The sequence below is a fragment of the Aeromicrobium alkaliterrae genome (assembly GCF_039529015.1).
Lineage (GTDB): Bacteria > Actinomycetota > Actinomycetes > Propionibacteriales > Nocardioidaceae > Aeromicrobium > Aeromicrobium alkaliterrae.
This window is the reverse complement of sequence record NZ_BAAAME010000002.1, coordinates 805,545-818,457: the sequence shown is the minus strand read 5'-3', so window position 1 is coordinate 818,457 and position 12,913 is coordinate 805,545. Positions and strand designations below refer to the sequence as shown.

Genomic DNA, 12,913 nt, shown 5'->3' with positions numbered 1-12,913 from the left:
CCGGGCGCCTGCCTCGCCTTCGGCTCGGCCCGTGGTTGCCGAGCGGCTGGTGCGGGTCGCGCAGGCGCGGATCGTGGAGCACACGGCCGATCTGTATGCGTTGCGGCGGCTGGATTTCTCGGGCGACCCGGCGCTGTCGGTCGCTGCCGAGACGGCGATGGCGCGGGGTCAGTCTCCGAGCGCTGGGCGCAGTCTGCTGGAGGTCGCGATGGTGCTGCGCGCGATGCCGGTCCTGCGGAGTGCGTTCGGCGAGGGGGTGGTGTCGGAGCCGGTGGTGCGGGCGGTGGTGCGGGTCGTGCGCGACCTGGACCCGGACACGGTCACCGCGATCGACGCCCAGCTCGAGGGGCGACTGGAAGGCCTCACGGCTCCTCGGGCTGCCGATCTGGCACGCGAGGTGGTCGTGACGCACGACGTCGAGGCCGCTGCTGAGCGTGAGCGGAAGGCCCGGGCCGATCAGTTCGTCTCGTACTGGCCCGGCCCGGATGGCATCGGCACCCTGATCGTCCAGGGTCCGGCCGAGCAGCTCGTCGCCATCAAGCAGGCCCTCCAGTCGCACGCCGACCGTCTTCGTGCTCGTGGTGATGACCGCACGCGTGGGCAGATCATGGTCAACGCCCTGTTCGAGCGTGCCACGGGTGTGGAGACGGTCGCCGGCCCTGAGGTGGATCTGTCGGTCCACCTGCCCGTCGAAGCCCTCCAGGGCCTCCCGGTCGCGGCCGAGCTGGCCGGACACGGCCCCATCAGCCCGCAGCTGGCGGCCGAGATCGTCGACTCGGCCGGTCAGGCCTGGTACCGCCGCCTGTTCGTCGACCAGACCGGCTCGTTGGCCGGCCTGGACACCCGCCGGCGATGCTTCACCGGCACGTTGGCGTCGTGGATCCGGACCCGTGACCACCATCAGTGCCGACAACCAGGCTGCTCTTGTGCGATCCGCGACATCGACCACATCAGACCCCACCGCACCGGCGGCCTCACCACGCAGACCAACGGTCAAGGGCTGTGCAAGCTGTCCAACTTGGTCAAGGAGCTCCCCGGCTGGCAGGTCGAACCCGGAGACCACGGCGAGGTCACCTGGACCACACCGACGGGGCATTCGTACGTCTCACCGCCAGCTCGCCCGCACCCGCGCACGTAGACTGGAGGGATGGACGTCAGCTGGCTCAAGGGACACGGCACGGAGAACGACTTCGTGCTGCTGCCCGACCCCGACGGCCGGGTGCACGGCGACCTCGACCCCGCATTCGTCGCGGCCCTGTGCCACCGCCGCCGCGGTCTCGGAGCCGACGGCGTCATGCGCGTCGTGCGCACCGAGGCGATCGACCTCGATCCCGCTCTCGACACGACGGGTGCGGAGTGGTTCATGGACTACCGCAACGCCGACGGCTCGGTCAGCGAGATGTGCGGCAACGGGGTTCGCGTCTTCGCCCGCTACCTGCTGGAGGCCGGGCTGGTCGACGTCGAGGCTCCCATCCGCATCGGCACCCGCGACGGCGTCAAGGTCGTCACGCGGGCGGGCGACGAGCTCCGCGTCGACATGGGCCCGTTCCAGGTCGGTGACGTCTCCGAGGTCACCGTCGGCCAGCACGCCTGGAAGGCCCGCGAGGTCCACACCGGCAACCCGCACGCGGTCGCGTTCGTCGACACCGTCGCCGACGCCGGCCCACTGCTCGACCAGCCCGGCTACGACGCCGGCGTGTATCCCGAGGGAGTCAACATCGAGTTCGTCGAACGCCGCGGAGATCGTCACGTCGGCATGAGGGTCCACGAGCGCGGCTCCGGCGAGACCCGGTCTTGCGGCACGGGCGCCTGCGCCGTCGGCGTCGCCACGGCTCTGGCCGATGGCGCCAGCCCCACGGCCGACGTGCCCGTCCGCTACCGGGTCGACGTCCCCGGCGGCACGCTGCACGTCGAGTGGACCGCCGACGACCACCTGGTGCTGGAGGGCCCGGCCGTCATCGTGGCCTCCGGGCAGATGGAGTGGCGCGCATGAGCGAGGGTTCGACCGGCACCGAGACCGAGCAGGTCGTGCGTCCCGAGGAGGTCGGGATCGAGCTCTCCGAGCGCCAGGCCCTTCGTCGCGTCGCGGGCCTGCGCACCGAGCTCGAGGACATCACCGAGGTCGAGTACCGCCAGCTGCGCCTCGAGCGGGTCGTGCTGGTCGGTGTGTGGACCGAGGGCAGCGCGGAGGACGCGGAGAACTCCCTGGCCGAGCTCAAGCTCCTGGCCGAGACCGCCGGCTCGGAGATCCTCGACGCGATCATCCAGCGTCGTTCGCGCCCCGATCCGGCCACGTACATCGGTAGCGGCAAGGTCGCCGAGCTCCACGAGATCGTCGAGGCCACCGGCGCCGACACCGTGATCTGCGACGGCGAGCTCGCGCCCAGCCAGCTGCGCAACCTCGAGGACCGGGTCAAGGTCAAGGTCGTCGACCGGGTCGCGCTGATCCTCGACATCTTCGCCCAGCACGCCAAGAGTGCCGAGGGCAAGGCGCAGGTCGAGCTGGCCCAGCTCCAGTACCAGACCCAGCGCCTGCGCGGTTGGGGCGGCAACCTGTCGCGCCAGGCCGGTGGCCGGGCCGCGGGCGGTGAGGGCATCGGTGGCCGTGGTCCCGGTGAGACCAAGCTCGAGACCGATCGCCGCCGCATCCAGGCCAAGATGGCCAAGCTGCGCCGCGAGCTCGCGCACCTGCGCACGACGCGCGACACCAAGAAGGCCAACCGACGCCGCAACGAGATCCCGTCGGTCGCGATCGCCGGGTACACCAACGCCGGCAAGTCGAGCCTGCTCAACCGCCTCACGGGTGCCGGGGTGCTGGTCGAGGACGCGCTGTTCGCGACCCTCGACCCGACGACCCGCCGCACCGAGACCTCCGACGGCCGCGTCTACACGCTCTCCGACACGGTCGGCTTCGTGCGGCACCTGCCGCACCAGCTGGTCGAGGCGTTCCGCTCGACCCTCGAGGAGGTCGGCGACGCCGACCTGGTCCTCCACGTCGTCGACGGCTCCCACCCCGACCCCGGGGGGCAGCTGGCGGCGGTGCGCGAGGTGTTCGCCGACATCGAGGCGATCCAGGTCCCCGAGATCGTCGTGGTCAACAAGGCTGACGCCGCCGACCCGGTGACGCTCGCCCGGCTGCTCGCCCGCGAGCCCCACGCCGTGGTCGTGAGCGCGTGGACCGGCGAGGGCATCGACGAGCTGCTCGGTGCGATCGAGGCCGACCTGCCGCGTCCCGCCGTGCTCGTCACGGCGGTGCTCCCGTACGAGCGCGGCGACCTGCTCAACCAGATCCACGTCTCGGGGGATATCGAGTCGCTCGACCACGAGGCCGACGGAACGCACGTCGTGGCCCGAGTGGGCGAGCAGCTCGCGCACGAGCTGGCCGCCTACACGGTCTGAGAGAGGCGCCCGGCTAGCGTCCGCTGCCCTCGAGCGTCCCGGTGACGTCCTCGGGCGGCACCACGATGCAGCGGATCATCCCGTCGTACTCCCAGTTGTCCTCGGTCGGGTAGAAGTAGCTGACGTCGAGCTCGGAAGCCTCCAGCGGCACGCCGACGAAGGCCTCGAACCGCTCGGCGCACCCCGCGTCGCCGATCTCGCGCACCCGGGTCGGGCCGGGGTAGTCGAGGTACTCGATCTCGATCTCGGCGAAGACCTCGCCGGGGTGCGGCTCGTCGCAGGGCACCACGGTCACGAAGAAGCCCTTCGCGCTGGGGTACGTGACGTCCTCGTCGACGCAGTCGCCGACCCGCACGTCCTCGGGCAGCTCCTCGCCGCCGGAGATCACGACTCCTTGGTTGTCGCGCTCCGGTGTGATGGTGACGGCCGCGACGACGATCGCGACCACGGCCGCGACGATCCAGAGCACGACGATGACGAGAGCGGCCGCCGCCATGCCCTTGCCGCGTCGCTGGCCGTCGCGCCGTCCGGCGAGCACGATGATGGCCAGCACGACCGCCACGATCTGCGAGAGGCACAGCGGGACGATGGCCAGCACGAGCGCCCACACGGCCTGCGTGCGTGAGCGGGCTGCGGCCTGCGGGTCCGGCGGGAGCCCGGGCATCCCCGGCGGGTAGCCGGGGTAGCCCGGATACCCAGCGGGCGGGTATCCGTAGCCCTGCGGTGGGTAGAGCTGCGGGGGCGAGCCGTAGGGATCGTTCCCCGGCGGTGGCTGGTGGCTCATCGACTGCTTCCCTCGAGCGTGCCGGTGACGTCGTCCATCGAGATCACGACGCACGTGATCAGGCGGTCGCCCGTGTCCCAGGACTCCTGGGTCGGCAGGTAGTTGAAGTACTCGAGCTCGGAGTCCTCGTACGAGGTGCCCACCCAGGCCGAGAACTCCTGGTAGCACGCCTCGTCGGCCTGCATCGCGACGTCGCGGTCACCGGGGTAGGAGCCGTCGTCCAGGGTCACCTCGTGGTAGACCTCGCCGGTGTGCGGCTCGTCGCACGGGCGCACCGTGACGGTGTAGACCTGGTCATCGGCGTCGGTGTCGAAGAAGTCCTCGTCGAGGCAGTCGCCGAGCCGCAGGTCCTCGGCCGGCACCTCGCCGCCGGAGGTCACGGTGCCGTCGTCGTCACGGTCGGCCGGGATGCTGGCCAGGCCGACGACCAGCGCCACGACGACGCCGACGGTCCACAGCGCGACGACGACGAGCGAGGCCGAGGCCATGCCCTTGCCCCGTCGCTGACCGTCGCTCGGCCCGACGAGCACGATGATCGCGAGCACGACGGCGACGATCTGGCTGATGCACAGCGGGACGATCGCGAGCACGAGCGCCCACACCGCCTGGGTGCGGGAGCGCGCGGCGGAGCTCGGGTCCGGCGGCAGACCCTGCGGGCCCGGCGGGAACCCCGGGTAGCCGGCGGTCGGGTGGCCGGGCGGAGCCGGGTACCCCGGCTGAGGAACCGGGCTCGGTGGCGGCGGATGTGCCGGTCCTCCCGTGGGGCTGAACGGGTCGGGCGGGGTGCCGGTCATGCGAATCCATCCGTGGGTCGAGGTGAGGAGTGGTTCATCGTGTCGAGTCCTGGACCGTCGCCGTCACGGGCCGCTGCCCTGGAGGGTCCCGGTGGTCGGCTCGGCGGTGTAGACCATGCAGACGACACCACGGTGATCGCGCCAGCTCGACCGCACGGGCTGGAGGATGGCGATGTCCAGCGTCGACTCGGCGTACGGCTGGCCCGCCCACGTCGAGAAGGTGTCGAGACACCCGCCGTCGGCGAACCGGGCGACCTCCTCCTCACCGGGCCACGGTCCGTCGGGAAGGTCGAAGGTGTGGAAGACCTCGGCGCGATGGGCGCTGTCGCAGGGGACGACGTCGTGCGTGGTCTGAACGGTGTCGAGCTCGATCGACTCCAGGCAGTCACCGAGCCGCAGCCCGTCCGGGCCCACCGTCCCGCTCTCGATGACCTCGCCGCGGTCGTCGCGGTCGGGCTCGACGATCGAGGGAAGGAGGAACAGGAACACCGTGACGGTCAACCAGATCGGGGCGATGACGAGGGCCGCGATGGCTTTCCCGCGGCCGTTGAAACGGCCGCCGTACGGCTTGTTGAGCACCGAGATCGCGAGGAAGAAGCCGACCACGTTCGAGAGGATCGTCGGGATCAGGGCGAGCACGAGCGCGGTCGTCGCCGTGCCCTCGCTGCGGTCGTTCGGAGGACGGACGGGTCCGCCTGGTGCCCGGTCCCAGCCCTCAGGCCGGTCCGGGTACTTCGGCAGCTGCATCCCACCGGGGATCGGAGGAACCTCGCCCATCGACGTCTCCCTCCGACATCGCACGCACAGGATGGCGACAGACTAGATCGGCCCGGGACCACGCGCGGTCGGTTTCGCCGAACCCGTCGGCGCGCCGGGGCGCTCTCAGCTGTTGCTGCCCTGGAACGTGCCCACGACCTCGTCCTCGGACGAGACCACGCAGACGACGGCGCGGCTCTGGTCCCACGACTCCTGGGCCGGCGCGTAGAACCCGAGCAGGAGGTTGGAGGACTCGTAAGGGGTGCCCACCCACGGTTGGAAGTGCGGCATGCAGAACTGCTCGGCCTGGCTCAGCACCGCGTCCTGCCCGGGGTAGGCGCCCTCGGGCAGCATGCCGAGCTGGATGACCTGCGCGGTGTGCAGCTCGTCGCACGGCAGCACCGCGATCGTGCCCTGCTCCACCGGTCCGACCTCGGCGTCGAACGCCTCGTCGAGACAGTCGCCGATCCGCAGGTCCTCCTTGAGGACCTCACCGCCCTGGATGACCTCCCCGTCGGAGGCCCGCTCGACGCCCGTGGCCCCGGCCAGCGTGACGTACGCCCACACCGAGGCGGCAGACCAGGCGACGAGGACGACGAGCGCGGTCCAGGCCATGCCGCGACCGCGTCGCAGTCCGTCGCGCGGGCCGCACAGCACGATGAGCGCGAGGATGAGCGCCACGGTGGAGCCGATCCCGGTGATTGCGAGGCCGAGCGCCCAGCCGGCCTTCTTCCGTGATGCCGCGAGCTGGGCCATGAGCTCACGCCGCGACACCGGCTGCTGCGGTCCCTGCGGCGTCGCCGGGGTCGGACCGCCGTTCGGGGCGGGCGGAGGCGGCGCGGTCGCGACCGAGGTCTGGCCGGGGGGTGCGAAGGGGTTCGGCGGCGGCATCGAGCTCATGGCATTTCCTGGCGGGGGACGGACGAAACAAGGACTTTCGACAGGGTAGGTCGGCAGGGGTTCACCCCCGGCCGTCGCGCAGCAGGTGAGGCGAGCCTGATTCGTCCGTGTGTCGGGGACGTGTCATGATGGGCTGCTGCCGCGGCCAATGTCGTCCACGGAACTGCACGACCTGTTGACGACGTTGTAGAGGGGTCTCTTGTGAGCGCCTTGTTCTCCAGCCTTCCCGCCGCCCAGGGCCTGTACGACCCGGCCCAGGAGCACGACGCCTGTGGTGTGGCCTTCGTGGCCACGCTGACCGGTGTCGCGACCAACGACATCGTGGCCAAGGGGCTCACGGCGCTGCGCAACCTCGACCACCGAGGCGCGGTCGGCGGCGAGCCCGACACGGGCGACGGCGCCGGCATCCTGCTGCAGGTCCCGGACCGCTTCCTGCGCGGTGTCGCGGACTTCGAGCTGCCGGCGCAGGGCCACTACGCCGCCGGCATCGCCTACCTCCCGGCCGACGCCACCGCGGCGGCCGAGGCCAAGAACGCGGTCGAGGCGCTCGCCACCGACGAGGGACTCGTCGCCCTCGGCTGGCGCGACGTGCCGGTCGACCCGTCGATCCTCGGCAACATGGCCCTCGGGGCGATGCCGAGCTTCTCGACCCTGTTCGTGACCTCGCCCGACGGCTCCCTCGAGGGCCTCGAGCTGGACCGTCACACCTACGGCCTGCGCAAGCGCGCCGAGCACGAGGTCGAGGTCTACTTCCCGTCGCTCTCGGCGCGCACCTTCGTCTACAAGGGCATGCTCACGACCGAGCAGCTCGACGCGTTCTACCCCGACCTGCTCGACGAGCGCATGGAGTCGGCGCTCGCGATCGTGCACAGCCGGTTCTCGACCAACACCTTCCCGAGCTGGCCGCTCGCACACCCGTTCCGCTTCGTCGCGCACAACGGCGAGATCAACACCGCGCGCGGCAACCGCAACTGGATGCGCGCCCGCGAGGCCCTGCTCGCGAGCGACAAGATCCCCGGCGACATCAAGCGCCTGTTCCCGATCTGCGACCCGCACGGCAGCGACACCGCCTCGCTCGACGAGGTGCTCGAGCTGCTGCACCTCGGCGGCCGCACGCTGCCGCACGCCGTCATGATGATGATCCCCGAGTCGTGGGAGAACAACACCGTGATGGACCCCGCTCGCCGGGCGTTCTACGAGTTCCACTCCTCGATCATGGAGGCGTGGGACGGCCCCGCCTGCGTGACGTTCACCGACGGCACCCAGATCGGTGCGGTCCTGGACCGCAACGGCCTGCGCCCCGGCCGCTTCTGGGTCACTGACGACGGTCTCGTCGTCCTGGCCTCCGAGGCGGGCGTGCTCGACCTCGACCAGTCCACGATCGTCCGCAAGGGCCGCCTCGAGCCGGGCAAGATGTTCCTGCTCGACCTCGACGAGCACCGCATCATCGAGGACGACGAGATCAAGGGCCAGCTCGCCTCCGAGCACCCCTACGACGAGTGGCTCTACTCCGGCCTGGTCCGCTTCGAGGACCTGCCCGACCTGGAGCACATCGTCCACACGCACGCCTCCGTGACCCGTCGCCAGCAGGTGTTCGGCTACACCGAGGAAGAGGTGCGCAAGCTCGTCGCGCCCATCGCCCGCACCGGTGCCGAGGCGATCGGCTCGATGGGCACCGACACGCCCATCGCGGCGATCTCGGACCGCCCGCGCCAGCTGTTCGACTACTTCACGCAGCTGTTCGCGCAGGTCACCAACCCGCCGCTGGACTCGATCCGCGAGGAGATCGTCACCTCGCTCGCCGGCACGATGGGCCCGGAGAAGAACCTCCTCGACCCGAGCCCGGCCAGCTGCCGCATGCTGCAGCTGCCGTTCCCCGTCATCGACAACGACGAGCTCGCCAAGATCCGTCACATGAACAAGGACGGCGACATGCCGGGGTTCAGCGTGCACGTGGTGCGCGGGCTCTACGACGTCGCCGGCGGCGGTGAGGCGCTCAAGGCCAAGATCGACGAGATCTGCGCCGACGTGTCCGCCGCGGTCGCCGACGGTGCGCGCATCATCGTGCTGTCGGACCGTCACTCCAACGCCGACCTGGCGCCCATCCCGTCGCTGCTGCTGACGGGTGCGGTGCACCACCACATGGTGCGCGAGAAGCTGCGCACGCAGGCGGGTCTGATCGTCGAGACCGGCGACGTCCGCGAGGTGCACCACGTCGCGCTCCTGATCGGCTTCGGCGCGACCGCGGTCAACCCGTACCTGGCGCTCGAGACGGCCGAGGACCTGGCCCGCGAGGGCGTCTTCGTGCAGGGCGTCGAGCCCAGCAAGGCTGCGCGCAACGTCGCGTACGGCCTCGGCAAGGGCGTGCTCAAGGTCATGAGCAAGATGGGCGTCTCGACGGTCTCGTCGTACACCGGCGCCCAGATCTTCGAGTGCATCGGCCTGTCGCAGGCCGTCGTCGACGCGTACTTCACGGGCACCTCGAGCAAGCTCGGGGGAGTCGGCCTCGACGTGCTCGCGGCGGAGGTCGCGGCGCGCCACGCCGTCGCGTACCCCACGTCGGGCATCGTCGGTCCGCGCCAGCTCGAGGTCGGCGGCGAGTACCAGTGGCGGCGCGAGGGCCCCGAGCACCTCTTCGACCCCGAGACGGTCTTCCGCCTGCAGCACTCGACCCGCACGGGGCGCTACGACATCTTCAAGCAGTACACGTCGCGCGTCGACGACCAGTCCGAGCGGCTCATGACGATCCGCGGGCTGTTCGCGTTCAAGGACGGTGAGCGTCCCTCGATCCCGATCGACGAGGTCGAGCCGGTCTCCGAGATCGTCAAGCGCTTCTCCACGGGTGCGATGAGCTACGGCTCGATCAGCCAGGAGGCGCACGAGACCCTCGCGATCGCGATGAACCGCCTCGGCGGCAAGTCGAACACGGGTGAGGGCGGCGAGGACCCCGAGCGCCTGTACGACCCCGAGCGTCGCTCGTCGATCAAGCAGGTCGCGTCGGGTCGCTTCGGCGTCACGTCGGAGTACCTGACGAACGCCGACGACATCCAGATCAAGATGGCGCAGGGCGCGAAGCCCGGCGAGGGCGGCCAGCTGCCCGGCCCGAAGGTGTACCCGTGGGTCGCCAAGACCCGTCACTCGACGCCGGGCGTGGGCCTCATCAGCCCCCCGCCGCACCACGACATCTACTCGATCGAGGACCTCAAGCAGCTCATCCACGACCTCAAGAACGCCAACCCGGTCGCGCGCGTGCACGTCAAGCTCGTGTCCGAGGTCGGCGTGGGCACGGTCGCGGCGGGCGTCTCGAAGGCCAAGGCCGACGTCGTGCTGATCTCCGGCCACGACGGCGGAACCGGCGCCTCGCCGCTGACGTCGCTCAAGCACGCCGGCGGACCCTGGGAGCTCGGCCTGGCCGAGACCCAGCAGACGCTGCTGCTCAACCTGCTGCGCGACCGCATCGTCGTGCAAGCCGACGGCCAGCTCAAGACCGGTCGTGACGTCGTCATCGCCGCCCTGCTGGGCGCCGAGGAGTTCGGCTTCGCGACGGCCCCCCTGGTCGTCAGCGGCTGCATCATGATGCGCGTCTGCCACCTCGACACCTGCCCCGTGGGCGTCGCGACGCAGAACGTTCAGCTGCGCGAGAAGTACTCCGGCAAGGCCGAGTACGTCGTGAACTTCTTCGAGTTCATCGCACAGGAGGTCCGCGAGATCCTCGCCGAGCTCGGCTTCCGCACGATCGAGGAGGCCGTCGGTCGGGCCGAGGTGCTCGACACGCGCCGCGCGGTCGACCACTGGAAGGCGTCGGGCCTGGACCTCTCGCCGATCTTCCACGTGCCCGAGCTTCCCGAGGACGCCGCCCGTCACTGCATCACGACGCAGGACCACGGCCTCGACGCCGCGCTCGACAACGAGCTCATCGCGCTCAGCGCCGACGCGCTCGAGCGGGGCGAGCCGGTGCGCGCGCAGCTGCAGATCCGCAACGTCAACCGCACGACCGGCACGATGCTCGGCCACGAGGTCACGAAGCGGTACCGCGGCGAGGGCCTGCCCGACGACACGATCGACATCACCTTCACGGGTGCGGCCGGTCAGTCGTTCGGCGCGTTCGTCCCCCGCGGCATCACGCTGCGCCTCGAGGGCGACGGCAACGACTACGTCGGCAAGGGCCTGTCGGGCGGACGCCTCGTCGTGCGCCCGCCGCGCGACGCGAAGCTCGTGGCCGAGGAGCACATCGTGGCCGGCAACGTGATCGGCTTCGGTGCGACCGGCGGCGAGATCTTCTTGCGCGGGCGGGTGGGCGAGCGCTTCTGCGTCCGCAACTCCGGCGCGCGGGCGGTCGTCGAGGGCGTGGGCGACCACGCGCTGGAGTACATGACCGGCGGCCGAGTCGCGATCCTCGGTCCGACGGGCCGCAACATCGCGGCCGGCATGAGCGGCGGCATCGCCTGGGTCCTCGACCTGGACGAACAGGTCGTGAACCGCGAGATGGTCGAGACGCGCGCGGTGCCCGAGGAGAGCGCCGCGGAGCTGCACGACATGGTGCGCAAGCACGCGGAGGAGACCGGCTCGGAGCTCGCCGAGCGCCTGCTGGCCGACTGGCCGGCATCGCTCGAGCGGTTCGTCGAGATCATGCCGGTCAACTTCCGCAAGGTGCTCGAGGCACAGGCCGCCGCCCAGGCTGAAGGGCTGTCCGATGACGAGACGACTGCACGCATGATGGAGGTGGCCGCGAATGGCTGATCCCCGCGGATTCATCAACACGCCCCGCGAGGTGGCCGGACGACGTCCGGTCGAGGAGCGGGTCAACGACTGGAACGAGGTCTACCCGGGCGGGCCGGGCAAGGCGCTGCTCCCGATCATCTCGGAGCAGGCGGGACGCTGCATGGACTGCGGCATCCCGTTCTGCCACCAGGGCTGCCCGCTCGGCAACCTGATCCCGGAGTGGAACGACCTGGTCTGGCGCGACGACTGGGACGACGCGATCGACCGCCTGCACCGCACGAACAACTTCCCGGAGTTCACGGGCCGGCTGTGCCCGGCGCCGTGCGAGACGGCATGCGTCGTGGGCATCAACCGCGAGCCGGTCACGATCAAGAACGTCGAGGTCTCGATCATCGACAAGGCGTGGGAGATGCACAACGTGCGCCCGCAGCCGCCGGAGTTCCTGACGGGCCGCACGGTCGCGGTGATCGGCTCGGGGCCCGCGGGCCTCGCGACCGCGCAGCAGCTGACCCGCGCCGGCCACACCGTCGCGGTGTACGAGCGGGACGACAAGCCCGGCGGACTGCTCCGCTACGGCATCCCGGAGTTCAAGATGGAGAAGGAGCAGGTCGACCGTCGCGTGCAGCAGATGCAGCGCGAGGGCACCGTGTTCCGCACGGGCGTGCAGGTCGGCGACACCCTCACGGGTAGCCAGCTGCGCGACCGCTACGACGCCGTCGTGATCGCCACGGGCGCCACGGTGCGCCGCGACCTGCCGATCACCGGGCGCGAGCTCGGCGGCATTCACCAGGCGATGGACTTCCTGCCGCAGGCCAACCGAGCGGCGCTCGGTGAGGAGGTCCAGGACCAGATCCTGGCCACCGGCAAGGACGTCGTCATCATCGGCGGCGGCGACACCGGCGCGGACTGCCTCGGCACGTCGATCCGTCAGGGCGCCAAGAGCGTCACCAGCCTGGAGATCATGCCGCAGCCGGGGGAGGACCGCCCCGAGAACCAGCCGTGGCCGACCTACCCGATGACGTACCGCATCGCCTCCGCCCACGAGGAGGGCGGTGACCGCGTGTACGCCGTCTCCACGAAGGAGTTCATCGGCGAGGACGGCGAGGTCAGCGGCCTGCGCATCAGCGAGGTCGAGATGGTGGACGGAAAGTTCACCGAGGTCGAGGGCACCGAGCGGGTCATCCCGGCCCAGCTGGTGCTCTTCGCCATGGGCTTCACCGGCCCGGAGACCGAGGGCGTCGTCGCCCAGCTCGGCGTCGAGCTCGACGAGCGCAGCAACGTCAAGCGCGACAAGAACTACATGTCGAGCGTGCCGGGTGTGTTCGTCGCGGGTGACTGCGGTCGTGGGCAGTCGCTCATCGTGTGGGCCATCGCGGAGGGCCGCGGCGCTGCTGCCGGCGTCGACGCGTACCTGCAGGGATCCACGACCCTCCCGTCGCCGATCCCGCCGAACGCTCGCCCCCTCGTCGTCTGACGTACCCCTCGCGAGTGAGTTCCCGCCCCGCGAGGAGTGAGTTTCCGCCCCTCCGCGAGTGAGTTCCCGCCCCGACCAGGGGCG

At 70.7% G+C, this 12,913-nt stretch carries 9 protein-coding genes; 5 read left to right on the top strand and 4 right to left on the bottom strand.

The window, feature by feature from the left end:
- The 3 genes from ABD127_RS05170 to hflX form a co-directional block, all read left to right on the top strand.
- Positions 1–1,138 (top strand): HNH endonuclease (locus tag ABD127_RS05170; RefSeq protein WP_344198423.1); only part of this gene is annotated, 1,138 nt, incomplete at its 5' end.
- A 9-nt stretch (positions 1,139–1,147) separates the two neighbouring features.
- The gene (dapF, locus tag ABD127_RS05165; RefSeq protein ID WP_344198420.1) at positions 1,148–1,993 is read left to right on the top strand and encodes a diaminopimelate epimerase; all 846 of its coding nucleotides are present in this window, start codon (positions 1,148–1,150) and stop codon (positions 1,991–1,993) included.
- Positions 1,990–3,399 carry a GTPase HflX gene (hflX, locus tag ABD127_RS05160; protein WP_344198418.1) on the top strand — a complete coding sequence of 470 codons (1,410 nt, stop codon included), beginning with the start codon at positions 1,990–1,992 and terminating at the stop codon, positions 3,397–3,399. The genes dapF and hflX overlap by 4 nt, the downstream gene beginning before the upstream one ends.
- 13 nt (positions 3,400–3,412) lie before the next feature.
- Here hflX and ABD127_RS05155 read toward each other — a convergent pair whose 3' ends face one another.
- The 4 genes from ABD127_RS05155 to ABD127_RS05140 all read right to left on the bottom strand — a co-directional run bounded on the left by ABD127_RS05155 (position 3,413) and on the right by ABD127_RS05140 (position 6,633).
- Positions 3,413–4,183 (bottom strand): DUF4190 domain-containing protein, encoded by a 771-nt coding sequence (locus tag ABD127_RS05155; RefSeq protein WP_344198416.1) that lies wholly within the window; start codon positions 4,181–4,183, stop codon positions 3,413–3,415.
- Positions 4,180–4,977, bottom strand: a complete 798-nt coding sequence (locus tag ABD127_RS05150; protein WP_344198414.1) for a DUF4190 domain-containing protein — start codon at positions 4,975–4,977, stop codon at positions 4,180–4,182. Before ABD127_RS05150 ends, ABD127_RS05155 begins: the two co-directional genes overlap by 4 nt.
- Positions 4,978–5,040: 63 nt before the next feature.
- A complete protein-coding gene (locus ABD127_RS05145; RefSeq protein ID WP_344198412.1) occupies positions 5,041–5,754 on the bottom strand; it encodes a septum formation family protein in 714 nt (237 codons plus the stop codon).
- A 105-nt stretch (positions 5,755–5,859) separates the two neighbouring features.
- The gene (locus ABD127_RS05140; RefSeq protein ID WP_344198410.1) at positions 5,860–6,633 is read right to left on the bottom strand and encodes a hypothetical protein; all 774 of its coding nucleotides are present in this window, start codon (positions 6,631–6,633) and stop codon (positions 5,860–5,862) included.
- Positions 6,634–6,834: 201 nt separating this feature from the next.
- Between ABD127_RS05140 and gltB the strand changes: the two genes are divergently transcribed.
- Together gltB and ABD127_RS05130 are read left to right on the top strand one after the other, a co-directional pair.
- Positions 6,835–11,373, top strand: a complete 4,539-nt coding sequence (gene gltB, locus ABD127_RS05135) for a glutamate synthase large subunit (protein WP_344198408.1) — start codon at positions 6,835–6,837, stop codon at positions 11,371–11,373.
- Positions 11,366–12,829 (top strand): glutamate synthase subunit beta, encoded by a 1,464-nt coding sequence (locus ABD127_RS05130; RefSeq protein WP_344198406.1) that lies wholly within the window; start codon positions 11,366–11,368, stop codon positions 12,827–12,829. The genes gltB and ABD127_RS05130 overlap by 8 nt, the downstream gene beginning before the upstream one ends.
- Positions 12,830–12,913: the final 84 nt, after the last annotated feature.

Bases quoted from the DNA above. Each gene is read 5' to 3' on its own strand.
- dapF (WP_344198420.1), top strand. From the start codon at position 1,148: ATGGACGTCAGCTGGCTCAAGGGACACGGCACGGAGAACGACTTCGTG.
- hflX (WP_344198418.1), top strand. From the start codon at position 1,990: ATGAGCGAGGGTTCGACCGGCACCGAGACCGAGCAGGTCGTGCGTCCC.
- ABD127_RS05155 (WP_344198416.1), bottom strand. From the start codon at position 4,183: ATGAGCCACCAGCCACCGCCGGGGAACGATCCCTACGGCTCGCCCCCG.
- ABD127_RS05150 (WP_344198414.1), bottom strand. From the start codon at position 4,977: ATGACCGGCACCCCGCCCGACCCGTTCAGCCCCACGGGAGGACCGGCA.
- ABD127_RS05145 (WP_344198412.1), bottom strand. From the start codon at position 5,754: ATGGGCGAGGTTCCTCCGATCCCCGGTGGGATGCAGCTGCCGAAGTAC.
- ABD127_RS05140 (WP_344198410.1), bottom strand. From the start codon at position 6,633: ATGAGCTCGATGCCGCCGCCGAACCCCTTCGCACCCCCCGGCCAGACC.
- ABD127_RS05130 (WP_344198406.1), top strand. From the start codon at position 11,366: ATGGCTGATCCCCGCGGATTCATCAACACGCCCCGCGAGGTGGCCGGA.